General features: G+C 36.4%; 23 protein-coding genes. 10 read left to right on the top strand and 13 right to left on the bottom strand.

Annotation, left to right across the window (positions count from 1 at the left end):
* Window positions 1–26 precede the first annotated feature (26 nt).
* The 4 genes from ACWPWS_RS19525 to ACWPWS_RS19540 all read left to right on the top strand — a co-directional run bounded on the left by ACWPWS_RS19525 (window position 27) and on the right by ACWPWS_RS19540 (window position 2859).
* Window positions 27–1097 carry a DUF4407 domain-containing protein gene (locus ACWPWS_RS19525; protein ID WP_209786831.1) on the top strand — a complete coding sequence of 357 codons (1071 nt, stop codon included), beginning with the start codon at window positions 27–29 and terminating at the stop codon, window positions 1095–1097.
* 173 nt (window positions 1098–1270) lie between these two features.
* The gene (locus ACWPWS_RS19530; protein ID WP_209786830.1) at window positions 1271–1864 is read left to right on the top strand and encodes a phage tail protein; all 594 of its coding nucleotides are present in this window, start codon (window positions 1271–1273) and stop codon (window positions 1862–1864) included.
* Window positions 1865–1869: 5 nt separating this feature from the next.
* Window positions 1870–2562, top strand: a complete 693-nt coding sequence (locus ACWPWS_RS19535) for a T9SS type A sorting domain-containing protein (protein ID WP_454047628.1) — start codon at window positions 1870–1872, stop codon at window positions 2560–2562.
* Between the two features lie 99 nt (window positions 2563–2661).
* Entirely contained in the window at window positions 2662–2859 is a 198-nt protein-coding gene (locus ACWPWS_RS19540) for a KTSC domain-containing protein (RefSeq protein WP_209786828.1), read from the top strand.
* A 52-nt stretch (window positions 2860–2911) separates the two neighbouring features.
* Here ACWPWS_RS19540 and ACWPWS_RS19545 read toward each other — a convergent pair whose 3' ends face one another.
* The 9 genes from ACWPWS_RS19545 to ACWPWS_RS19585 form a co-directional block, all read right to left on the bottom strand.
* Entirely contained in the window at window positions 2912–4777 is a 1866-nt protein-coding gene (locus ACWPWS_RS19545) for a GEVED domain-containing protein (RefSeq protein ID WP_454047629.1), read from the bottom strand.
* A gap of 331 nt (window positions 4778–5108) precedes the next feature.
* The gene (guaB, locus tag ACWPWS_RS19550; RefSeq protein ID WP_454047630.1) at window positions 5109–6569 is read right to left on the bottom strand and encodes an IMP dehydrogenase; all 1461 of its coding nucleotides are present in this window, start codon (window positions 6567–6569) and stop codon (window positions 5109–5111) included.
* Window positions 6570–6757: 188 nt separating this feature from the next.
* Window positions 6758–6931 carry a hypothetical protein gene (locus tag ACWPWS_RS19555; protein ID WP_454047631.1) on the bottom strand — a complete coding sequence of 58 codons (174 nt, stop codon included), beginning with the start codon at window positions 6929–6931 and terminating at the stop codon, window positions 6758–6760.
* 25 nt (window positions 6932–6956) lie between these two features.
* Complete coding sequence (locus ACWPWS_RS19560; RefSeq protein ID WP_454047632.1) at window positions 6957–7460, bottom strand: DUF4252 domain-containing protein; 504 nt, start codon at window positions 7458–7460, stop codon at window positions 6957–6959.
* A 12-nt stretch (window positions 7461–7472) separates the two neighbouring features.
* Window positions 7473–8759 (bottom strand): DUF4252 domain-containing protein, encoded by a 1287-nt coding sequence (locus tag ACWPWS_RS19565; RefSeq protein ID WP_454047633.1) that lies wholly within the window; start codon window positions 8757–8759, stop codon window positions 7473–7475.
* Window positions 8760–8775: 16 nt separating this feature from the next.
* Complete coding sequence (locus ACWPWS_RS19570; protein WP_454047634.1) at window positions 8776–9459, bottom strand: hypothetical protein; 684 nt, start codon at window positions 9457–9459, stop codon at window positions 8776–8778.
* Window positions 9434–9943, bottom strand: coding sequence for an RNA polymerase sigma factor (locus ACWPWS_RS19575; protein ID WP_209786823.1), 510 nt, complete (start codon window positions 9941–9943; stop codon window positions 9434–9436). The genes ACWPWS_RS19570 and ACWPWS_RS19575 overlap by 26 nt, the downstream gene beginning before the upstream one ends.
* A 100-nt stretch (window positions 9944–10043) precedes the next feature.
* Entirely contained in the window at window positions 10044–11204 is a 1161-nt protein-coding gene (locus tag ACWPWS_RS19580) for a GlmU family protein (RefSeq protein ID WP_454048204.1), read from the bottom strand.
* Window positions 11205–11308: 104 nt separating this feature from the next.
* Window positions 11309–11560 carry a type B 50S ribosomal protein L31 gene (locus tag ACWPWS_RS19585; protein WP_002976190.1) on the bottom strand — a complete coding sequence of 84 codons (252 nt, stop codon included), beginning with the start codon at window positions 11558–11560 and terminating at the stop codon, window positions 11309–11311.
* Between the two features lie 184 nt (window positions 11561–11744).
* Here ACWPWS_RS19585 and ACWPWS_RS19590 point away from each other — a divergent pair, with 184 nt between their 5' ends.
* The 5 genes from ACWPWS_RS19590 to ACWPWS_RS19610 all read left to right on the top strand — a co-directional run bounded on the left by ACWPWS_RS19590 (window position 11745) and on the right by ACWPWS_RS19610 (window position 16944).
* On the top strand, window positions 11745–13154 hold the full coding sequence (locus tag ACWPWS_RS19590) for a hypothetical protein (RefSeq protein ID WP_209786822.1): 1410 nt from the start codon (window positions 11745–11747) through the stop codon (window positions 13152–13154).
* Window positions 13154–13480 (top strand): nucleotide pyrophosphohydrolase, encoded by a 327-nt coding sequence (locus ACWPWS_RS19595; protein WP_034692883.1) that lies wholly within the window; start codon window positions 13154–13156, stop codon window positions 13478–13480. Before ACWPWS_RS19590 ends, ACWPWS_RS19595 begins: the two co-directional genes overlap by 1 nt.
* A 71-nt stretch (window positions 13481–13551) precedes the next feature.
* Window positions 13552–14775: a 3-phosphoshikimate 1-carboxyvinyltransferase gene (locus ACWPWS_RS19600; protein ID WP_454047635.1), complete on the top strand. Its 1224-nt coding sequence runs from the start codon at window positions 13552–13554 to the stop codon at window positions 14773–14775.
* Window positions 14776–15018: 243 nt separating this feature from the next.
* Window positions 15019–15702, top strand: coding sequence for a hypothetical protein (locus tag ACWPWS_RS19605; protein WP_454047636.1), 684 nt, complete (start codon window positions 15019–15021; stop codon window positions 15700–15702).
* Between the two features lie 261 nt (window positions 15703–15963).
* Window positions 15964–16944: a phosphatidylinositol-specific phospholipase C gene (locus ACWPWS_RS19610; protein ID WP_454047637.1), complete on the top strand. Its 981-nt coding sequence runs from the start codon at window positions 15964–15966 to the stop codon at window positions 16942–16944.
* Between the two features lie 228 nt (window positions 16945–17172).
* On the opposite strand, the gene ACWPWS_RS19615 is transcribed toward ACWPWS_RS19610, so the two are convergent.
* From ACWPWS_RS19615 to ACWPWS_RS19630, 4 genes are all read right to left on the bottom strand, one after another.
* Entirely contained in the window at window positions 17173–18999 is a 1827-nt protein-coding gene (locus ACWPWS_RS19615) for an alkaline phosphatase (RefSeq protein WP_454047638.1), read from the bottom strand.
* 123 nt (window positions 19000–19122) lie between these two features.
* Entirely contained in the window at window positions 19123–20631 is a 1509-nt protein-coding gene (locus ACWPWS_RS19620; protein ID WP_454047639.1) for a RagB/SusD family nutrient uptake outer membrane protein, read from the bottom strand.
* A gap of 25 nt (window positions 20632–20656) precedes the next feature.
* Window positions 20657–23545 (bottom strand): SusC/RagA family TonB-linked outer membrane protein, encoded by a 2889-nt coding sequence (locus ACWPWS_RS19625; protein ID WP_105681762.1) that lies wholly within the window; start codon window positions 23543–23545, stop codon window positions 20657–20659.
* 293 nt (window positions 23546–23838) lie between these two features.
* A complete protein-coding gene (locus ACWPWS_RS19630; RefSeq protein WP_454047640.1) occupies window positions 23839–24537 on the bottom strand; it encodes a hypothetical protein in 699 nt (232 codons plus the stop codon).
* Between the two features lie 254 nt (window positions 24538–24791).
* Here ACWPWS_RS19630 and ACWPWS_RS19635 point away from each other — a divergent pair, with 254 nt between their 5' ends.
* The gene (locus ACWPWS_RS19635; protein WP_105681763.1) at window positions 24792–25580 is read left to right on the top strand and encodes an SDR family oxidoreductase; all 789 of its coding nucleotides are present in this window, start codon (window positions 24792–24794) and stop codon (window positions 25578–25580) included.
* Window positions 25581–25598: the final 18 nt, after the last annotated feature.

Raw genomic sequence — 25598 nt, forward strand, 5'->3', positions numbered from 1 at the left:
TACTACCTTTGTATAAATTTTCAGTTATGAAAACAAACCAACAAACTATAAATCAAGGGACTCATAAAATAAACTGGTTCCAAAAATTTCTGATGGTATGTTCAGGCGGGAACATCCATATTTTAAGAAAGACTCCGAGTGAATGGAATAAATTTTCCGGGATTGGAGGGATTGTACTTTTCACTGCAGTGTTCGCCACTTTGTCTGCAGGCTACGCCATGTATACGGTATTCGACAACATTTGGGCATCAGTAGGATTTGGAATTCTGTGGGGATTGATGATTTTCAATCTTGACCGCTATATTGTTTCTTCCATCAAAAAAACGGGAACATGGTGGAATCAGATTCTGATGGCTATTCCTCGTCTTATCCTTGCTACCTTTCTAGGAATTATTATTTCTAAGCCTTTAGAACTTAAAATTTTTGAGAAGGAAGTCAACAAACAGCTGAATACCATTATCCAAAGGAACAAAAAACAACTCCAGGGAGAAATGAACGGAAGGATTCTTCAGCAGAGCGGACCTTTTGAGACAGAAAAGCAACAGATCTCAGGAAAAATAGCTCAATATCAGAAAGCATATGACTCTGCTTCTGTAGAACTTGAAAAAGAAATTCTGGGAAAACAATCTGGCCTCACCAGTGGAAAAGAGGGGTACGGACCGAATGCGAAACGTAAACAGGAACTAAAAGAGCAGCGTAAACAGGATCTTGAAAACTTCCAAAAGCAGGCTTCTCCAAGACTGGAATATTTAGATAAAGAAATATCCAAGGTATATACCAACCTGGAAACTGAAAGAAAATCTACAGAAACTTTTGAAGATAAGTTCAATGGCTTTGCAGCAAGACTTCAGGCATTGGATGAACTGGGTAAGAATTCTGCAATCATTGGTCTCGCAGCAGCTTTTATCATGGGATTGTTTATCTGTCTTGAGATTTCTCCGGTTCTGGTAAAATTGATCTCCCATATAGGGCCTTATGACTATCTTTTAGAAAAAACAGAAAATGATTTCAGATTGTATTCTAAAGAAAAAATTGAAAAAGGAAATGCTCTGACTGATTTCAGGATCGATGATTTTAAAGATAATTTGAAAAAATAAAATGATGACTCAATATTCTAACCGACCTTAAACATTAGAGAAAAAATCTATAATAATATATTTTTCAATAAATAAAATCTAACCTTTTACATAATTGTGAAAGGTTTTTCTTTTAATAAAGAATTTTATGCGAAATATTTTCTAATTTTATATTACATAAAATCCTTATTATCATGAAAAACTTACTTTTTGCATGTATGCTGCTGATATGCAGTGTATCTGCTCCTGCTCTAAAAGCTCAGGCATCAGAACCATTTTTAGGGCAAATAGCCTTTGTACCGTATAATTTTGCTCCAAAATATTGGGCAGAATGTAATGGGCAGCTCCTGCCTATCGCACAAAACCAAGCACTTTTTTCATTGCTAGGAACCACTTATGGAGGGAATGGAACCACTACATTTGCCTTACCTGATATGAGAGGAAGAGTACTCGTTCATAACGGACAAGCTCCGGGAGGGGCAACGAACTATACTATGGGAGAAACCGGCGGAGCTGAAAGTGTAACATTACTGATAACACAAATGCCAGCCCATAATCACACAATAAATGCAGTAACAGCGGAAGGGAATCAAAACTCACCTACCAACAGCCTTCCGGCGGACACCAAAGTTCTTGACAAAGAGTATTCCGATGCAGCGGCTAATACTACGATGAAAAACACAATGGTAGGAAACACCGGCGGAAATCAACCTCATGAAAACAGACCTCCTTTTATTACCCTGAAATGCATCATTGCCTTAGCAGGAGTCTTTCCATCACAAAACTAATCGTTATGAAAATTCTTTACTTAGTATGTCTTGCTATGGGAAGCTCAGCTTTTACGCAGACAATAACTTTCAGTGGATGTCCAAATCTGTTTGATAGCCCGCCTAATACTTACGTCTTTAACAAAACCGGAGTAGATGCCTTTAGCAAGAACATTTATATGACTACTCCTATTGATGGCGGGCAGGATTGTAGTGGATTAGGTACCTGTGAATTTAAAATTCAATGGAACAACACGCTTACAAGATGGGAATTTCTTGGTGATGAAGGAAACGGAACTTTTACGACTCCTTATCTGATTTATTATAACTCAACAGGCAATAATTCCTTACCGATTCCTCCTGGTAATAGTGTTGGAACCTGGGTTGAAAATACCACAATGACTAACGGCCAATGTGGAGGAAGCCTTACTGCGGTAAATTCTACCATGACGGGTGATGTACAGAACACAACACTAGGAACTTCGGATCTTTCGAAAAATAAAATTCAGATCTTTCCTAATCCAGTGGCTGATTTCATAAGAATTTCCGGTATTGATGACGGGTTATCCATCCAAATTTATAATATTGACGGGCGTCTTGTAAAATCAGAAATGTTTGATTCAAAGATTGATGTATCACAGCTTGTTTCTGGAGGATATATATTAAAAATAACTTCCAGAAATTGTCAGACCCATCAATTTAAAGTCGTGAAAAAATAGAACAGTATTTTATTTTAAGAAATTAATTACTGAAGCTTTCGGAATTTCCGGAAGCTTTACTTTTTCATGGCAAGGAACATTTTTTGTATCCATTAGAATATGCCATCAAGTGTTGTAAATCATTTCATCTATTTTCCGGATACTGAAATATTGAGAATTATATATCAGTCAGGAGCGGTTTATGATTACTTTAAAGTACCTCCTGTTATTATTGAAAAGTTTGGAAAGGCAAAATCCAAGGGACAATTTCTTAACAAAGTGATTAAGCCCAGATTTAAATACAAAAGGATTGAATAAAAAATGTCCCCATTGAAATGGAGACATTTGATTTATTTAAATGATGATCTGTTTATTTAATGATCAGTTTAGAAGACTTGCTGTCTTTTCCATTAGAAACCTGAATCATATAAACTCCTTTTTCCAATTGCTGGTCTACTTTGAAAACACCACTTCCTTCTTCAGTTACAGATGGGCTTGATACCAATCTTCCGGACATATCAGAAATAGATACTTTTAGGTTTTTACCATTTTTAGCTTTAATGAAGATTTTATCTCCGGTAGCTACCGGGTTAGGATAAATAGTTAAATCGCCATTATCAGCTTTCACTTCACTTGTTGCTAAATTGGTAACAAATTTTACCGTATAATCTTCAACCTGTCCGTACTTTAATTGTCCACAAGGAGTCATGTTAGAATTCTCATCATCTACAAGGACTCTCATTCTTAGAGGAGTATTCAATACTACTGAAGCCGGTGCTGTAATGGTAGTACTGTAAGTCCCTACTAAAGTAACAGGATCTGCAATAATATTATCAGCCGAACCTACAAGTTCAGAAGCTTCAAACGTTCCGTTATTATTATAATCAATCCATATTCTTATATCATTATTTGAATCTGATACATTCACTTGAAGATTATGAGTTCCCGTTGCAGAAAGTTCAGTTGATGTTGCTCTTAGGCAGCTTGCTCCTGTATAATCTTCATAGAAATTAGCAGCACTCTGCCAATATCCTGTTGATGCATTATTGATATTTCCCAGTTTCACTAAAGTTGGGCCTACGAAATAATTACTTGGCGTAGTAATACCTGTTGGATTACATGCAGCTGCAATAGGAGTTCCAATAGCTGCTCCTACAGAAGGTGCTGTTGCTCCTAATGAAGTACTTAACCCTCCTTTCATCAAGAAGAAATAAAGAGCTGCTCTATCATGTTGCCCATTAGTAAATTTAAATGCAATTGGATTGGTATAGTTCATCATGTTATACTGTACTCCCTGATAGTTCACCCCTGAACAATAATTCATATCGTTATTGGTAGGTGCCGGATCGTTCAGCAAGCTTCTTGATCTTTCGGTATCACAAACCTGATCATCATCATTCTCACAGTTACCAGTAGTGGGTGGACAGAAAGTAGTAGTTGTATCTCCTTGTGGTGCATCCGGGTTTACATTTCCAAAAGTATGAAGTAATCCCATACTATGTCCAAATTCGTGTGCCAGAGTAATATCATCCGGTAGTGTAACTACAAAAGATTTCATAAAGGATTCATAAGAAGAATCAGGATTTTGAGGTAATCCTGCCCATCCCATGATACCATAAGTACCACCGCCATCTACTTTATTCATAATATAAATATTGAAGTAAGATGCTTCCGGCCAGTGAGGAGCAATTGTTTTTACCTGTGCTGTTGTAACTCCATTAGCTCCGTTACGCTTTACTCCATAAGTATCGTATCCTGCAAGAGTTCCCCCGTTATATCTAACAATACCTGTAGTAGCATTACAACTTGGGTCTCTTTTAGCTAATACCAATTTAATCGGCATTGTAGCCGCATTACCAAAATCTGCAGGAATTCCCTGAGCCCACTGATAAGTCCCCGCATACATTTGATTACAATGATCCAACCACGCCTGAATTTGTGCATCACTTTTATTGTAAGCTGTGCCAATAGCAGCTCCTGTAGGCGCTATTACGTGCACTACTACAGGAATCTCGTAAACTCCATTTACAATTTTGTATGCACTTCCATTTTTAGCAGCCGCATTTTGATTACTGCTAATAATTTTGTTACGGATATTACGAACCATTTCATCAATTTCCGCATTCTGCTTTTGGTGTACTCTCTGTTCATTATCAAAGTCACACCAATCTTTTTTTTGCTGTGCTGATACTGAAAGGGATAGTAGCAATGTCCCACAAAGGATAGTTTTCTTCATTTCAATAATTTAAATAGGTTGTAAATTTTTCAATCTTATGTTTCAATCAGCTAAAACTATAACTGAAAACCCGCACAAAATTTAAAATTTTATTACAGTTAGTAGAAAAAAAACCATTATTGTTACATTTTAAACGAAAATAAAATTAACACCATTACAAACAGAACTTATTTTATTTATATTATCACAAATAAATAACCATAAAAACAAACAATACAATAAAACAAAACACAAGATTATCACTCTATCAATCAAAACATTAAAGCAACATTATAGAATAAAAAAAACCGCACAAATTGTGCGGTTTTTCTATTTTTAATTCCATATCATTCTATAAAGAATAATTTGGAGCTTCTTGTGTGATAATTACATCATGCGGGTGAGATTCTTTCAATCCGCTTCCTGTAATCATTACCAGTTTGGAATCTTTTTGAAGTGTTTCAATATCTTTTGCCCCACAATATCCCATACCAGCTCTCAAACCTCCTGTCAACTGGAAAATAACATCTTCCAGTTTTCCTTTGTGCGGAACTCTTCCTTCAATTCCTTCCGGAACGAATTTCTTAGCTTCACTTTGGAAATATCTCTCTTTACCACCTCTCTTCATTGCAGAAAGGCTTCCCATTCCCTGGTAAGATTTGAATTTTCTTCCCTGGAAGATAATTTCTTCTCCCGGAGCTTCATCTGTACCAGCTAAAAGAGAACCTAACATTACAGCTCCTGCTCCACTAGCTATTGCTTTAACGATATCTCCGGAAAGTTTAATTCCTCCATCACCAATTACGGTTACATTTTGAGATTTTGCATATTCGTACACGTTATAGATAGCAGATAGCTGAGGAACTCCTACTCCGGCAACTACTCTGGTTGTACAGATAGATCCAGGTCCTACACCTACTTTTAATACGTTTGCTCCAGCTGCAATAAGATCTTTAGCAGCATCTGCAGTTACGATATTTCCTCCTACAATATCAAGGTCCGGATATGCTTTTCTGATTTCTGAAATTTTATCTAAAACTCCTCTAGAATGACCGTGTGCTGAATCAATGGCTACGATATCAACTCCTGCCTGTACCAAAGCCTCAATTCTTGTCAATGTATCTTCTCCTACTCCTACTCCTGCTCCAACGATAAGACGACCATTTTCATCTTTATTAGCATTAGGATACTCTAACTGATTGTCGATATCCTTAATGGTAATTAAGCCTACAAGTTTATTATCTTTATCTACGATAGGAAGTTTTTCGACTCTGTTCTTAAGAAGGATTTCTTTTGCCTTTTCAAGGTTGGTATCTTTGTCTGAAGTGATCAGATTATCTTTGGTCATAATCTCCTCTACTTTCATACCAAGATTTTCCTGATATTTTACATCTCTGTTGGTAATAATTCCAATTAGAACATTATTATCATCTACTACCGGAAGACCAGAAATCTTATATCTTGACATAAGATCTTTGGCTTCTCCTAAAGTATGATCTTTAGATAAGGTAACCGGATCAGAGATCATTCCGTTTTCTGAACGCTTTACACGGTTTACCTGAGCAGCCTGCTCAGCGATCGTCATGTTTTTGTGGATAAAGCCCAACCCTCCAACTCTTGCCAAAGCAATTGCCAGATCAGCTTCAGTAACAGTGTCCATCGCAGCGGAAACTATCGGAACATTCAGCGTGATTTTGTCGGTAAGTCTTGATTTTAATGAAACCTGGTTAGGTAAAACTTCTGAATAAGAAGGGACTAGAAGAACGTCATCGAAAGTGATGGCTGTCTCTACAATTTTGTTATGAATAGACATCTTTACTTTCTTTGCAAAATTAGGTTATTTTAGTGAGATATGAAAATCCTTTTTAATAGTTTAAATAAAAATTAATAATCAATAACTTAAATCGAAAAAACCGTTCTTTATCAGAACGGTTACTGTACAAAATAATTGAATAAGTATGAAACTACTTTGGTTATATGTTAAATAGTGAACACAAAGGTCTATTTTAAAGGGTTTCCATTTTCGTCCAGATTCTCAATAGGAGTCTGATTATTTTTATATACGTATAATTTGGAAGACTGGTTTTTAAAGGCATGAAAAAAAAAGCCACACAGTATGGTAAATATAACGGCATAGATTTTAAGGATGCGAACTTCTCTTATTAATTTTTCCATGCTTTGAATGTTTGAGATAGTATGATTATTTATCAGAAACAGAATTAATCATTTTTGAAATATCATTCGCGGTAAAATTTCCTTTCACATCTACAAAGACCATTTCATTCTTACTCGAACCTACCGTGATCAGCATATTTTTGATAGCATCCCCATCTTGTTTTACCCTTATGTTAATATGCTCTCCATCATGTTTTATGGTGGCCCATTCTTCGTAATGATTATCATTCAAAAATCGGGCATAATCGTTTAGCATTTCATTACTTCCGTTAGTTACGGTAAGTACTTTTATTTTAGAAGCCTTCCTTACCAGATCAATGGTCTCTTCACTTTCTCCATCCTCTCTCAAGGCCTTCTTAATATAAGATTTAGCCAGAACCATGGGTACATTGATACTTGCAAACTGAGCTTCCTTGAAATCATATTTTGAATTCTGGAAAAAATCTATATTCGGTTTTTCTGAAACAATGCATGACTGAAGCCATCCTATTGTCAAAACAATGAGAAAAATGTGTTTAAGAGCCTTCATAGTTTAGTTTTTTTATTTGATTTGTCTGAAGCTTCCTCCCGAGATTTTATCTACTTTAGCGTCCACTTCGGGATTTCCTTTTAGTTTTACAGAGGCTCCTGACGAAACACTTACTTTCAGTTTATCAGTAACCAGCAAAGAAAGGCTTGCTCCTGAAGTAGATTCTGCCACCGCAGTTGCAATTTTAAGATCATCAGCCTTACAAGACGCTCCACTGCTTATATCAATTACTGCGGAAACAGCTTCTCCTGATAAGCTCACACTTGCTCCGCTTGAAGTATCCAATGCTAGTTTCTCCGTGTTAAGTTCAACATTCAAAACAGCACCAGAGCTCACTGTAACAGCGGCAGCTTGTTTTACATTGAAAGCTCCTTTAATAATAGAACCAGATTCCGCATCAATCTCCATGCTATTCTCATTAACAGGATTCACAGCTGTGAAAACACTTCCGGATGAAGTTTTTATGCTATGAAGATCAGGAGCAGAGACATTGACATTCAGATTTTTAAATCTCAGGTTTCTTACCCCTTTATTGTCAACATATATTTTCAGCACCCCGCCTTCCACTTTCGTGATCACGTATTGAAGTTTATCTGCATCAGCAATTACTTTTACGCTTCTTGTATTTTCCTGTTTGAAGGTAACGTTTACGCCTACACTGGCATCAATTTTTGAGAACTCTCCTACATTTCTGTTATCTCCATTCAGATAAGAAGATGTATTGTCTGAAGTAAGGCTGTTTCTTACAGAAGTTGTAACGGAAGAAGTTGTTGTCTCACCGGAATTAATGATCTTATTAACATCTGATAGTTTCATTTTTCCGTTAAGAATAAAAATGATATTTTCTTCTTTGGAATCAACATTGAAAACCAGATTTTCCAAATAATTATCTTTTTCTTCTTCAGCAAGGAATTTCATGGAAGTTCCATCACTGCTCATTGACATCAGCTCATTAAAGTTCAAAGATTTCAATGCATTGTTTACTCTTGCCGTTTTATCTTCGTTCATTTTTATATTGGCAAGATTCTCATCTTTTAAACGATCCGGAAAGGTAATTTTAGGGATTATCAAAATTTTAAGCCCGTCTACTTCATTCAATATAGGTTTTATTTTTCCGATATAGGCATCATCAACATCAATGGTATTCAATAGTTTGAACATTGGCTTCTTAATGTTGATTGATGTTACTCTTCCGTTTTTTTCAAAATCCTGAAAAAGCTTGTCCAATTTCTCAGTCTGTGCAGAATAGTTTGCAAAGCTGGTTAGCATAATGGCTATTATAAAAAATATTTTTTTCATGGGATTGATCTGATTTTTAATATTCGCTGTCAAGATTTTCATTTTTTTGAGAAGACGCTACTGTTTTTTTAAACTCACTTCCTAATTTCATAAAGGAGTATTTGGCAACATCTATGGCTTCTTTTTCACTGGTGATTCTTTTTCCGTTCACAATGACATAGGAGTCATTATAGGTTGCAGCAGAATCATTTATATTTCTGTTGTTCTGGTAGGAAGAGTTGTCTACATATTTAGGTCTTCTTTCTTTTTTAAGTCGTCCTCTTTTTGGCAGAATCTCATCCAGTACATCTTTTTCTGCTACCTGATTATCCTGAAAAACAGAATCTTTTTTCACACCGGAAATAGAGTCGGTATGATTAACGGCTACCTGTTCCTGATGATCACTGTTTTCTTCAATAAAGCCGGACTTTTGCTTTAAGATTTCATCTTTTACCAGTTTTTCTCTGTCCTGAACATCGGTATTATACTGATTCAGGAAAAATCCAGCCCCGAAAATCAGCATTACACTGGCGGCCATCCAGAACCATTTAGGAAAGGAGGGCTTTTTCTTTTCTTCCAACGGAATAACAGGCGCAGTATTCTGTTCAGGTTCCGCACCTTCTGCAGTCTGAAGAAAGTCTTCAAAACTCCAGTCCATTTTTTCTTCCTTAATATCCCGGAAGACTTCGTTGTATTTATCTTGTAATTGATCTTTGTTCATAGCTCATCAGTTGTGAGATTTGTTCTTTTACTTTTTGTCTCGCACGCATCAGGTTTACCCTTACTGCATTTTCCTCCATTTCCAGCATTTCAGAAATTTCGGAAACATCATATTCTTCTACATCTTTCAAGTGGATGACCAACTTTTGTTTTTCGGGGAGCTGATTGATAAATCCTACAATATGTTCCTTAAGGTTATCAACTTCCATACTGTAGAGCTCCGATCGATGAAGCTGCATATCCGCAAAACCGATCTTTACATCATGATGCTTCAGGCGGTTCAGGCATTCATTACGGACAGATTTCAGCGCATAGGATTTAAAATTCCCGAATTGCTCAAGCTCATCCCTCTTCTGCCAAAACTTCATCATGAGATCCTGCACTACATCTTCTGCTTCATCACTGCTCATGACAAACCGCTTCGCAAAACGATACATCTCGTCTTTGAGAATAAACACCGTATTCTTGAAAGTTTCTTGGGTCATGAGTTTTGTTTCTTATAGGTAAGACAATTGCCGTTACAGATCTATTACATCAAAAATAAAAAAACTTCAAAAAAGATTGAAGTTTTTTATTATTATCGAATTAATACGTATCAAAAATATGTTTCAGAATCGCTTTATCCTCCTCTGTTAAAGGAACTTTTCTCCTTGCCATGGCTCTCTCTGCCACTTCATATACTTTATCCAGCCTGAATCTTTCATCATCTTTCAATCCGCCCCATGAAAAATTTTCCACAAGGTTGGGTGGAAAACCAGGTTTGAAAATATTGGAAGCCACTCCAATCACAGTTCCGGTATTCAACTGAGTGTTGATTGCTGTTTTGGAATGATCTCCCATAATCAGCCCTGCAAACTGCAAACCTGTATCTTCAAATGCTTTTGTTCGGTAGTTCCATAGCTTTACGTGGCTGTAGTTATTTTTAAGATTGGAAGAATTGGTATCAGCACCAAAATTACACCACTCTCCTATGACGGAATTTCCGATGAAACCTTCATGTCCTTTACTCGTATATCCAAAGATGATAATGTTGTTCACTTCTCCTCCTACTTTACAGTGAGGACCGATAGTGGTAGCACCATAAATTTTAGCTCCCAGATTGAACTTAGAATCTTCTCCAAGCGTGATAGGCCCGCGCAGGTGGCAGCCTTCCATTACTTCTGCATTTTTCCCGATATAAATTTTTCCGGTTTTTGTATTCAGGGTTGAGAATTCTATTTCCGCACCTTCTTCAATAAACAGATCTTTTTTATCACCCAGGAAACCATTGGTTGAAGACAATTCCTGTGAAGTTCTTCCTTTAGTAAGCAGATCAAAATCAAAATCAATCGCCTGATGATTATAGGTAAATAAATCTTTTGGTCTTTTAAAGAAAATAAGATCTTCCTTAATATCCGTCATTTTTTCAATCTGATTCAGGGAAAAACCTTTCATATTGATTTTTGCGGCGATTAATTCGTCCTCATACACTAAAGCTTCCCCTAGCTTAAGATCCTTTATCTGTTGAATTACAGTTTCTGTTGGAAGGAAATTCGGAACCAAAAAGAGACTTTCTTTTTCCTCAGGACTTTTAAATTTATCCTGAAGATACATTTCTGTGAAGTAGCTTACTTCAGCGTTTTCGAGGATTTTCTGCCATCTTTCAGAAAATGTAAGGATTCCGCATCGCATTGTTGCAACCGGGCGTGTAAAAGTAAGCGGAAGAAAGTCTTCCCAATATTGCGCGTCTGAAAATACTAATTGCATCATTCAGTTTTAAGTTTAAGGTTTAAAATTCAAGGTTAACAAATTTACAATAAAAAAAGTCTCCCAAAAATTGGAAGACTTTAATATTTTAATTGTACAAAAAATTACTTAGCGAATTTTTTGTATTTGTTCATGAACTTATCAACTCTACCTGCAGTGTCAACTAGTTTTACTTTACCAGTGTAGAAAGGGTGAGAAGTTGAAGAGATTTCCATTTTGATTAATGGGTATTCTTGTCCTTCGTACTCGATAGTGTCTTTTGTTTCTGCAGTAGACTTGCAAAGAAACACCTCGTCGTTACTCATATCTTTGAAAACAACAAGTCTATAATTTTCTGGGTGGATTCCGTTTTTCATAATACTATTTTTAAAAAAATTAAGTTTGCTTTCGAAATAGTAATGGATATTTCTCTGCTAAATTTTAGGTTGCAAAAATACAACATTTTTTCTAAATTCCAAATACTGAATTCAATATTTTTTTATTGATAAGAAATTCAAAGTATTTTCGTTAAATTTGGAACTTACTTAAACTTTAATTTCAATGAAATTCAAATTATTACTGGCTTTTTCCTTCTGGATGTTACTTGTAGCTGTATCATGTAATAAGGATGACATTACGTTTGACAGTCCTACACAGGAACTTCGTTTTTCAAGAGACACGGTATTCTGTGACACAGTATATCATCAGGTACGTTCAGAAACCTATGTTGTAAAAGTATATAATAATGAAGATAAAGATATCCTGATCCCAAGAGTAAATCTTGAAAAAGGAGCTGCATCATTATATAGAATCAATGTGGATGGAAAACCGGGATATGATTTTAAAAATGTGCCTTTGAGAAAAAAGGACAGTCTTTACATTTTTGTTGAAATTGCCCCTGAAGCTACCGGACCTGAAGCTATTGCAGAAGACAAAGTTCTTTTCACAAGTCCTGGCGGGCAACAGCACGTAACATTATTCTCTGTGGTTCAGGATGCTGAATTTTTTATCCAGACACCAGGCAATCCGAATGTGATTACCAATTCTACCACGTGGAATAATAATAAAGCAAAGATCATCTACGGAAATCTTACGGTTAATCCTAATATAACCCTTGATATAAATGCCGGAACTAAAGTATATTTCCATAAAAACAGCGGAATGAAAATTTCTTCCGGAGCGGTTTTAAATATCAACGGAACCCAGACCGATCAGGTTATTCTTCGTGGTGACAGAAACGATCCTTATTATGATACGATTCCTAAAAACTGGAATTCTATTAAAATGGAAGCCAATTCTATCCTTAAGATGAACCATGCCAGGCTTTTCGGAGGTACAAGAGGGCTTGATATGAAGCAAACCAACGCTACAATTACCAATTCATTTATTCATACTTTCTTTGAATATGGAATTTATGCAGTGGGTTCTACCGTGAATGCCAACAATCTGGTGATGAACAATTGTGGTTTATCCTGTGTAGGAATTTTCCTTGGAGGAAAGCATAGCTATACCCATGCTACGATTGCCAATTATTCTAAAACGATGAGTTCTTTTGACAGAGCAGGAATTTTTGCTGCCAATGAGTGGAAAAATGATGCCGGACAGACCCAACAGGGAGCTTTGCAGCTGCTTGATATAAAAAACAGTATTGTATATTCTGACAGGGATGATGCTGTACATTTTGAACAAACTCCAGGACAGCAGTTTGAATTCTTACTTCAGAATTCATTAATCAAATATACCAGTGCCACAGGAGCCGGTTTCACGTTTGATAACAATCCGAATGTAATCCAAACGGTAAAGAATGCTGAGCCTCAGTTTGTCAATTATTTTATGGCTAAAATGAATCTAAGAGTAAAAACGGGTTCTCCAGCTATTGGAAAAGGAAATACAGCTGTAGCTGCAACCGTACCTACTGATATTGTAGGGGTATCCAGAACCACTAATCCCACTTTAGGAGCTTATCAATAATGGAAATTACGCAGTTGCAACAGCAGGTAGATGAATGGATCAAAACCATTGGGGTAAGATATTTTAATGAGCTGACCAATATGGCGATGCTGACAGAAGAGGTAGGTGAAGTAGCCCGAATTATTGCCAGAAGATATGGTGAACAAAGCGAAAAGGAAAGCGATAAGAATAAAGATCTCGGTGAAGAACTGGCAGATGTACTTTTTGTAACGCTGTGTCTGGCCAATCAAACCGGAGTTAATCTGCAGGATGCTTTCGACAGAAAAATGAAAATCAAAACTGACCGGGATAAAGACCGGCATCAGAATAACGAAAAATTGAAATAATTATCAATGATGAGTTATGAATTACTCATGGATTTGTAACTCATCATTTTTTAAATATCATGTAGATCATAATGAAGAAGCTAGAAAAATCAAAATTATTAGAAAATAAAACGGTACAGATCAGCGGTTCGAAAAGTATTTCGAATCGTTTATTGATTCTGGAAAGCCTGTTCAGCAATATAAAAATTGGAAATCTATCCAATTCTCAGGATACGCAATTGTTGAAAAAAGCATTATCTGAGGATACGGAAGTGGTAGACATCCATCATGCGGGAACGGCAATGCGTTTCCTTACTTCTTATTATTCTATTCAGGAAGGTAAGACAACAATACTTACCGGCTCAGGCAGAATGAAAGAAAGACCCATCAAGAATCTTGTAAGTGCTTTGAGGGATCTTGGAGTAGAAATTGAATACATGGAGAATGAAGGATTTCCGCCTTTGAAAATTAAAGGAAGAAAGATTACCCAGACTTCAGTAAATGTTCCTGCCAATATTTCAAGCCAGTTTATCACCTCCCTGCTTCTTGTTGCCGGAAAACTAGAAAACGGGCTGATGATTAATCTTGTAGGAGATGTTACTTCAAGGTCTTATATTGAAATGACTCTTGACATTCTGACAAAATTTGGTATCCAAAGCAGTTTTGAAGGGAACACAATTAAAGTAGAGCCTTTCACTCCTAATGATTCTGCTGCAGTGCATTATGAAGTGGAAAGTGACTGGAGTTCGGCTTCTTACTTCTATTCTATCTGTGCGCTGGGAAGAAAAACGATTCACCTGAAAAGTTTTTACAAAGAGTCAACACAGGGAGATTCAGCCATTGCCAATATCTATGAAAAGTTCTTCGGAATCAAAACTACATTCTCTGAAAATGAACATCAACTCACGCTGGAACCTCAGCCTGATTTTGTGTTTCCGGAAAAAATTATCCTGGATATGAATAACTGTCCGGATATTGCACAAACTCTTTGTGTAACAGCCGCCGCTTTAAAAATTCCTTTTGATATTTCCGGATTGGGAACATTAAGAGTAAAAGAAACAGACAGACTTCTTGCTTTATATAATGAGCTTAAAAAACTGGGTACTGAAACAGAAATTACAGATTTAACGATTAAATCAATCAGTTTCGGAGAACCGGAAGACAATATTTCTATTAAAACCTATCAGGATCACAGAATGGCAATGAGTTTTGCGCCGTTCTGCCTGATTAAAGAACTCAATATAGAGGATGAAGATGTTGTAGAAAAATCTTATCCGGTGTTTTGGGAAGACCTTGAAAGTATCCTGACACATTAATTATAATACTATAAAGTGTGGTAATTTGAAAATTATTTTAATTTCGGGTTACCACATTTTCACAATGAAGTTGTTTAGACAAATGAAAAAAAATTCACTTTATATTAAAACCATTAAGAAGGATTTAAGAAATAAAGTATAGTTAAGATGAATCATTCTGATTTTAAGCTTATCTTAATACTTAACGCCTTAATACAATCTTAATGTTTCAAAAACAAAAGTTTAAACAGATTAAATATAATAATGATGAAACATTTCTTTTCCTTTTTGGTTGTTTTATCTGCGACAAGCTTATCTGCTCAGAATCTGAAAAATTTTTCAGTTCCGAAAGGATATACAAAGATTACTGAAACCAAAGGTGATCTTGACAAAGACGGAAAGGATGAACTTATACTCGTATTTAATACCGATATAAAGGTATCAGACACACAAAACCTGGAGGGAACAGCTGATTACAAAAGGATATTTTATATTCTGAAAAATGAAAATGGTAACCTGAAAATATGGAAAGAAAATTCTACTCTGCTTTTCTCCAGTGGAACAGGTTTCTATCCTTCCGACAACAGTCTTGAGATCAATATTAAAAATGGCAGCCTTCATATTGCCCAATCTTTTTTTACCAATTCAAGGCATACCCAGAAATACAAACATACTTTCAGGTTTCAAAACGGAGATTTCTATCTGATAGGATCTCATGATCATTTTGAAGACACCTGTGATTTCAGTTTTACGAATGAAATCAATTTTTCTACAGGCCAAGTGATTGTTGACAGAGAATATTCATCCTGTGATGACGATACCAAAGTACCTGAAAACTCACACAAAGAGTTTTCTCATAAATTCCCGGCACTTATTAAAATGAATGATTTCTTTATAGGAGACCACAAATTCAAAATTCCCGGGTCAAAGGATGATTTTGTGTTTTAGGATGGAAGCATGAAGCTGGGTGCTGGAGGTTACTGTTTGACGGTTAATCTATGATAACAGCTTTTATTGTAAATACTTTCTCTTTAAAATCGGAGTACTCTTTAACTATTAACAACTTCTCCTCTTCCATCCTCCAGCTTCTAGCTTCCAGACTTTATACCAACTTAATCATCTCTTAAAGTTAAATTAACTCCTCATGTTTTGATATATTCTTATTTTTAAGCTACCTTAAAAAATAAAAAAACTATGTTCAAACAAAACATGAAGCGTTTCACAGCCATTACTCTTGGGCTTGTTACTGCATCCATCTTTTTTTCCTGTTCAAACGACAGTATGCTGGAAAAAGACTCTAATGAAAACAATTTAGCTTCTTTCTCAAAAGCGGGCAGGACTTCTTTAGCTCCTATCGAAATGAATAGCTGGATGTCTGGTCTTCAGGACAATATTTCAATTTCAAAAATCTCAATTCCCGGAACTCATGATTCCGGAGCACGTGTAGATGCCCCTGTTGTATCAGGTACGGCTAAAACCCAAGACCTCAGCATTGCAGAACAACTGAATGCAGGAGTTCGTTTCCTGGATATCCGTTGCAGACATATTGACAATGCTTTCACCATTCATCACGGAGCGATTTACCAAAATCTGAATTTTGATGATGTATTGAATGCGTGTTATGCCTTCCTTAACAGCCATCCATCTGAAACAATCATCATGTCTGTAAAAGAAGAATATGATGCTTCCAATACCACCAGAAGTTTTGAACAGACTTTTGATGCTTATGTACAGAAAAATCCTTCTAAATGGGATCTTGGAGCAAACATTCCTACGTTAGGTTCTGTAAGAGGAAAGATCAAATTATTAAGAAGATTCTCTGCGGGAACAACTAAAGGGATTAATGCTTCTCCATGGGCAGACAATACCACTTTTGACATCAACAATTCCGGAGTGCAGCTAAAAGTTCAGGATTATTATAAAGTAACCAACAATGATGATAAGTGGAATGGAATTTCAAGTCTTCTTAATGAGGCTAAAAATGATACGAATAGTAAGCTTTTCGTGAATTTCACCAGCGGTTATAAACCAGGAATCTTCGGAATTCCAAGTATTCCTACGGTATCCAACAATATCAATCCAAGACTTAAAACATTCTTCCAAACCAATACTAAAGGATCTTTCGGGGTAATGCCGATTGATTTTGTGAATGCTGAATTGTCTGAATTGATTGTTAAGACCAATTTCTAATTTATTATTTGTTAGATATATTCATAGGCTGTCTCTCTTTTTGGGGCAGCCTTTTTGAATTTTTCTCTGCTTCTATTTCCCTCAGATTTCACAGATAACACAGATTATCCACAAACATCTGCTTAATCTGTGAAATCTGTGGGATTTCTAAATTAAACACGCAAAAAAAGACTGTTTCAAAAACGAAACAGTCTCTCTTTGTAAAAGTAAAAGTATTAAAATCAAAAGTTATTTCTGTATTCCGTAGGCTGCCATGATTTTATTGAAAATCTCAGTATTTTCAAACAATCCTGTGAATTCTTTGGAGTTGGGTCCGTAAGCAAAAACACTTGACGGAATAGAAGTATGATCATTGGTACTGAAATTACCAAATACCCAGCCTTCTTTCAGACTACCGTCCAAAAGGGTTAATCCTCCTGTTTCATGATCTCCCAGCACAATTACCAAAGTTTCTTTATTTTCATCAGCAAATTTCATTGCTTTCCCCACAACATGATCGAAATCCAGTAATTCTGTAACTAACTGTTCTATGTTATTGCTATGCCCTCCTCCATCAGTCTGTGAAGCTTCCACCATCATAAAGAATCCGTTTTTATTATTCTTTAAATCATTTAGAGTAAGATCAAAAGCATCGGCAAGCCAGTTTCCTCTTCCGTTGGTTATTCTTTGTGAAGCCAAGGGATCAATAATCAGGGTTCGGTTATTAATTTTAATTACAGATTTCAGATCCTGATACAAATCGATTTTTGCTTCTTTGAATTTCTGCAGATTTTCCTGAGACAATCCACTTGTAGGACCACCGATCAGGATTTTTGTTTTTGAAGCCGCAAAATCTTTCAGAATAGGTTCTGAACTGTTTCTGTTGTCCGAGTGGGCATAAAAATCTGCGGGAGTAGCATCTGTAACATCTCCTGTAGAAATTAATCCGGAAACCATTCCTTTCTCAGCAATAATATCAGGGATTTGTGCAAGTGCTTTTCCCATATTATCAACTCCTACAAATGTATTTTTGGTTTTTACTCCTGTTGCAAATGCCGTAGATCCCGGCGCCGAATCCGTAATATAAGCGTTGGATGAATTGGTTTTGGACAGCCCTGTGGATTTCATGTTGAAAACATTCAGTTTCCCTTTGTTGGCCGTAAAGGCAGCGTAATATTGTGGCAAAGAAGTTCCGTCCGGAATAAGAAGGATCACATTCTTTACTTTTTGCTCAACACCGTCTGATTGATAAGTCGGAGTATAAGTAGTGTATTCCTTTGTATTCTTATAAAAGTTCTTTGGAATAGTATTCATGAATTTTTTAAGATCCGGAATATGATCGGTATTGATATAGTCCACCCCTAAATCCATAAGATTCACCCATGCATTAGGAAAATCCGGAGCTCCGTAAAAACGCATTGGCTTTTGCTGAGAATGTGCTTTTTCAACAGCAGTTTTAATCTTTGCCGTTTCCTCATCTCTAGGAATTCCTTTTCCATTCCATTTTACCAATCCCGGAAGATCTGCACTGAACATTCCGATTCTTTTCAGCTGATCTGAAGAATAGCTTTTATCAAGATCTCCATCGAAGTAAAGATAATTGGGATAGTTGTTAAAATCTGCCGGTTGAGGTCTTCCTCCGGTAATTACAATTTTAATTCCCGGATTTCCTGTAATCTCAGGATATTTATTTAATGTAGTAATCAAAGCAGCCAATGATGTTTTATAATCCTGCTTAATATCAATCAGCAACTGAAGCTTTTTATTGGCATCAGGATAAATATTCCCTTTGTTCAGTTTAATCTGTTTTGAAATAGGATCGAGATAAAGATTTTCCAGCGTTCGGTCTGCAGAAAGTTCTTTTTCAGTATGGGCTACCCAAAGTTTGTCCTTTACCAGAAAAACATCAGCTTCGATAGATCCAAATTGAGCATAGTAAGCCTGCCAAAAAGGGATTTCCTGCATATAATCATTATGTGAATGCGCATTTCCTACATTGTAATGTAAATAATTCTGTGCCTGATTTTCAGAAAAAACAGCCAGGGCTAATACAGCCCATATTTTTGATAGTTTCATCGTATATCCTTATTATTTTTTATAGACCATGGAGCGATCTACCTCTGTACCTGTGAAAAAAAACTATATCATCACAGAAGCATCTGCAATGATATAGTGGCTTATATATAAAAGATTAAAATTTTACCAGCCTTCATTTTGTTTAATGATTCCATGACTGTTTACGATTTCAGCCTGCGGAACTGCCCAAACATTATGTACAGCTGGATTAAAGTTTCTTGCTGCCCAGACTACCTGTCCATTGATCCCGTGCAGAGGTTTAGCATATGCTGCCTGCGCATCTCCCCAACGTACAAGGTCTCTGTGTCTGTCTGCCCATTCACCTGCCAGTTCACAACGTCTTTCATGTTTCAGATCAGCCATGGTACATCCGTTTTTCGGAGTTAAACCTGCACGTACTCTGATCATATTGATTTCCTGATCCGCAGATTTCCCCTGCATCAGCATTGCTTCCGCTTTGATAAGGATTACCTCAGCATAACGCATGATCGGAACGGCAAGGTCTGTACATGGATAATCTCCGTTGGCACTTACATGGCCACTGTTTAACTGATATTTGAAGGCATCCATATATTTATTAAACTGATATCCGGTAAGGGAATTAGAAGAAGCATATGTTCTTTCTTTTCCGTTGAAGGTAAACTTGTCGCCTATTTTCAGAATGGTAGCACTTCTTCTAAGATCTCCGGTTTCATATTCATCAAAAAGTTCCTTAGTCGGTTGGAAATATCCCCATCCGTTATATTCTCCCCAACCTTTGTTTTCAAGCATTACCCCCGGAAGGATACTTCCCCAGGCAGTAAACTTAGGAGTTCCCGGAATAGACCAGATGTATTCTGAGCTGTAGTTATTTTCCGCTTTGAAAACATCAGCAAAATTTCCTAACAAAGCTCTGTTTCCTTTCGTCATTACTTCATTAGCCCAGAATTCTGCATTCTTCCAGTCTTTCATAAAAAGATATACTTTTGCCAAAAGCGCCCATGCAGCTGCTTTATGAGGTCTTCCGTAGTCTTTTGCTGGAAGTTCAGCCTGAGTAGGTAATAATTCTGCTGCTCTTTTCAGGTCATTCACAATGTAGGTGTAATTTTCCATCACGTTTGCCGCTCTTGGAATTGGGTTGGGGTCTGGATCTTTTGAGCGGTCAATAATAGGAATTCCCGCTTTTTCATTTCCGTAAGAATAGGCCAGTTCAAAATACATTCTGCTGCTCATGAACAAAGCCTCTCCAAGATATTTATTTTTGGTAGCTTGTGAAGTTTGAATATTATCAACGTTACGGATCACACGATTAGCCACTCCGATTACATTAAATCTTTTGTTCCATTGGGTTTCAAGGTCACCTGCTGCGATATAATTGCTGCTGAAGTTCTTCGCATTATCCGCCTCACTTTTCGCTCTCCCGGTTACCATATCATCGCTGGCATTGATAAACCAGAAAAGACCTCTTCCATAAAATTCACCGTCAAATAATGGTTTATACATCGCATTTGCTCCGGTAATAAGGTCATTTTCCGTTTTCCAGAAACTGGCTTCCGTAGGAGTTCCTTCAGGCTGAACATCCAGCTCTCCTGTACACGATAAAAGCATTACGGATATTCCTGAGATTAAAAATATTTTATTGAAAAATTTCATTTCTTTACTTTTTGTTGGTTAAAAATTATAATCCGATCTCCACTCCAAAGATGAATGAACGTGCCTGAGGATATCTTCCGGTATCTACACCATAAGAATTCATTCCTACTTCAGGATCAAATCCTGTATATTTTGTTATCGTAAACAGGTTATTTGAAGTCACATACACTCTTACTTTGTTTACATCCAGCCTGCTGTACAATTCTTTTGGTAATGAATAACCGATGGTAAGGTTCTTCAGTCTTAAGTAAGATCCGTCTTCCACATAGAAATCTGATACTTTGGAATAATTACCACTCGGGTCTCCGTGTACCAGTCTTGGAATATCAGTATTGGTATTCTGAGGAGTCCATGCATTCAGGATATCTCTGTCCATATTGTAGTTCTGCCCTGTTCCACCCGGATTCAAGGAAATGAACTTCATTCCATTGAATATTTTATTTCCGTATACTCCCTGGAAGAATAAGTTAAGATCAAAATTTTTCCATGTCATGTTATAAGAAAAACCATAAGAAAACTTAGGATATGGACTTCCCAGATTGACAAAATCATTATTATTAAGCACTCCTGTGTTACCTTCTTTCTTCAGGAATTTAATATCTCCAGGTTTTGCATTGGGCTGAATAAGATTACCGTTGGCATCTTTATAATTATTGATTTCTTCCTGGGTCTGGAAAATGCCTCCCGTCTTGTAACCATAGAAAGAATAGAGAGGATCACCTACTTTCACACGGGTTGGTTTCAAAACGCCTCTTACTCCATTATCATTGATAAAGATCTCATCTACATTAGCTAATTGCTTCACCGTATTTTTTAGTTGACTCATAGTAGCTCCCACTGAGAAAGTAAAATCACCAGAAACTACCTTGTTATAATTAATCCCCAGTTCATACCCTTTATCCTGGAATAATCCTGCATTTACATACTGATTATTATAAGTTGCCGTACTTGGTAAGCTTACATTGAAGATCTGATCTTTAGAATTCTTTACGAAGTAATCGAACTGTAAGGAGAGGCTGTTATGAAGGAATGAAGCATCTACTCCGAAGTTGGTCTGCTCAGATTTTCCCCACTTAAGATCCGGATTGGGACGCGTGGTAGCATAATAAGCAATATTCTGAGAAGGATCCTGTCCGAAAATAACATTATTATCTCTGGTCATTAATGGATTTACCGCCTGAGGAGAAATCCCTCCAAGGTTACCCAGAATACCATAACTTCCTCTCAATTTCAGACTTGAAAGCCATGAAATATCCTGCATGAAGTTTTCTTTCGAAACTACCCAGGCACCGGAAACCGCATAGTAATTAGCAAATCTGTTTTGTTTTGCTACGAGTGAAGAACCATCACGTCTTCCCAATACACTTACGATATACTTTCCGGCATAATCATAGTTTACTCTCGCCAGATAAGAAACCAAAGATTGCTTGAATCTGTAACTCGAAACATCTTTATTGGTATCTGCAGCATTCTGTAGATGCTGGAAAACCTCAGCTTCACTTCGGAAGTCATAAGATTTTGCTACAAAACCATCATCAATTGTTTTCTGGAAAGTAAATCCTCCAAGGAAATCAAAATTATGTTGGCCTGCAGTTATTTTGTAAGTCAGCAACTGTTCTGCAAGTGCTGTGGATGAATTATTGGATTGATATTCCAGATTGTTGGTATCAAAAATTTTCCCAACCTCCAGTACCCTGTAGGTAAAGTTTTTTACAGTACCCAATTTAAAAGTCTGTGAGAAATTGGAACGGAATTTTAAATTTTTTGCCAATGTAATTTCCGCATAAGGATTAATTAAAATCTCATGGGTAGGATTCCTGATACTGATTCTTTGAAGATAAGCAACCGGGTTGATCATATCTCCATATCCTCCTGCCACATCAATGGGTAATCCGGAAAAAGCACCGCTTGGAGTATATACCGGAACATTCGGTGGATAATACATGGCAGCCACTAAAGCACCTGTATACCCACTTTTGGTATCGGCTGTATTTCCGTCTGAGTAATTATAATACATATTTTCTCCGATGGTCAGCCAGTCTTTTACTTTATGTTCAGAATTCACTCTGAAGTTGTATCGTTTTGCCTGCGTATTCAATAAAATTCCTTCCAGACTTCTGTGGTTCATTCCCACAAAATATCTGGATTTTTCACTTCCTCCACTCAGATTAACGTTATATTCCTGAATCGTTCCTGTTCTGAAAATTTCTTTCATCCAGTCTGTTCTCGTTATTCTTCCGTCCGGATATTGATTGGGATTAAAAGCTATCGGTAGGCTTCCCAGTTTACCTGCATTTTCATAGGCTTTGTACATTACATCCTGGAATTCAGCTGCATTCAGAGATTCTTTCAGTCTCCATGCTTCGTTTACCCCGTATTTAACATCAAAATCTACCGTAAGATTTCCTTTTTTCCCTCTCTTAGTGGTAATAAGAATAACCCCTCCTGAAGATCTTGCTCCGTAAATAGCTGCAGAAGCATCTTTAAGGACAGAGATATCCTGAATATCATTTGGATTAATAGATGGTGTTCCGTTGAAAACTACTCCATCTACTACATAAAGAGGAGTTTCTCCATTGATTCCTCCCAGCCCACGAATATTTACCTTAGGCGCTCCGTTAGGATCTCCACCTTCGTTCACTACAGTTACTCCGGGAGCTTTCCCCTGAAGAACTTCTCCTACTCCAGACAATGATCTGGAAGTTAGCTTATCCAGTGAAGCCTCCGAAACGGCGCCGGAAACTTTACTTTTTTTCTGAGTTCCGTATCCAACAACCACAATCTCGTCGATGGATTTTTCTTTTAAGCTGTCTTTTTTCTGTGCGAGGAACATCGGTGAAGCTGATATTGCACCAATAAGTAATACCCTTCCCGTGAAATAAGTTACGGACACAGGGATTTTAAATACATTCATGATCTCCTTTTTGATTAGGTGCAAAATTAGAACAGCACGCTCCCACCACTCATTAAGGTTTTCTTATGTTTTTATTAAGAAATTTTAGCTTTTTTCAGATCCTGTATACCACAAAACAAAATTAAATACCTGTTTTTCAGAAATATATGTAATTAAAAGTAATCATTCTTCCAATGATGAATGATGAATTAATATTAAGTTTGTCTTAAATTTATTACATAATAGGAATAAAAAAACACATACAGCGGTTTGAGCGAAAAATATTTTTAAGAATCTAATTCTTAAAACACACACTATACTTCTTTTTCTGTATAAAAGTTAACTGTTTTTTTCACAAGATTCAACTTAACAATTCCACTTCGTATTCCCATAAAAATATTTTCCTCATCGAATACCACTACAGAGTTTGGATACAGTCCTTCCCAAAACCGTTTCCTGAAAAGGAGTATCGCTTTTTGATCCACTACTTTATAAAAGCCATGAAAAGAAGCAATATAAATACTGTCATTGAATATCGTTAAAGCTTCCAAGGCATCCCCAAAGGATTCGATTTTATTATAAGTGAAAGCTGAATCTTTTTTTAATTCATACAAACTTCCCCATATACCTGAGCCTTCTGTGAAATAGATCTTATTCTGAAATCTGAAAATATCAACAATGTTTCCAAATTTTATTTCAATTTTTTCTCTATTTTCTTTAGGCTGGAAGTATAGTGCTCCCCCAAATTCTCCTTTATTTTCTCCAATCAATGTTCCATCTTCAATTTCCAATTCAGAATCTTTTTTATAATAGCTGGTTTTCTCCACAATCAATCTCCCATTATCTTTTTTGACAGCATAACAGTCTTTAGAATGAATAAGAACGAACCATTCCGGAGATTCTACTTTTGGAATAGAATGTTCAATGAAATTCTCCGGAATTTTAATTTCTTGTCCTGTACAATAAAAGCTAAAATTGAGTATGAATAATATTAGCAGTTCTTTTTTCATCATTAATTTAAACGTAATTAATTACTAAATTTTACCGGAGTTAAAATATAATAACTTTTCCAAGATTGATGGATTATTTCTAAATATTTTAAATCAGTTAGGGAATACATCCAACTTTAAAGCTTTATCCATATCAAAGTTCATTTTTCTTTTTTTACATTTGCTGAAAATAGATTTTACTTTTGGACCCAGACCATTAAAAACAGTCTGGTGAGTATCAGAAGGGAAATTAAAACATTAAAAATCATACGAATTCAATGACCATCATTATTACAGGAACCTCATCAGGAATCGGGTTTGCATTGGCCGAATATTTTGGTAAAAAAGGACATCAAGTATACGGATTAAGCAGAAAGCATACGGAAAGTGAGTACTTCAGATCCATCCCTACAGATGTTACTGATAACACAGCTGTTCAGAATGCCATCGCTGAGGTTTTAAAAACAGAAACCAGAATTGATGTTTTAATTAATAATGCCGGAATGGGTATGGTAGGAGCAGTAGAAGACTCTACGAAGGAAGACATTCTGAAGCTTTTCAGCCTTAATCTTGCCGGACCTGTCCAGATGATGAGTGCTGTTCTTCCGAAAATGCGTGAGCACAAATTTGGAAAAATCATCAATGTTTCCAGTATCGGAAGTGAAATGGGGCTGCCTTTCCGCGGATTTTACTCAGCATCAAAATCAGCATTGGATAAAGTAACTGAAGCAATGAGGTATGAAGTTTATCCATGGAATATTGAAGTATGCTCTCTGCATTTGGGAGATATTAAAACCAATATTGCAGACAACAGAGTGATAGCACAGGTTTCCCAACCTTATAAAAATGTTTTTGACAAAGTATATGCGTTGATGAATTCTCATGTGAATGACGGAACTGATCCATTGGAAGTAGCAGAATACATTGAAAAGCTTTTAGCAAAAAATAAATGGAAAGCTCATTATTATTTTGGTAAATTCGGGCAGAAAATAGGGGTTCCGTTGAAATGGATTCTTCCGCAGGGAACTTATGAGAATTTAATGAAGAAGTATAATAAACTGGATTAGTTTCAGTTGTATAGAAAG

The sequence above is a fragment of the Chryseobacterium sp. Marseille-Q8038 genome (assembly GCF_965111995.1).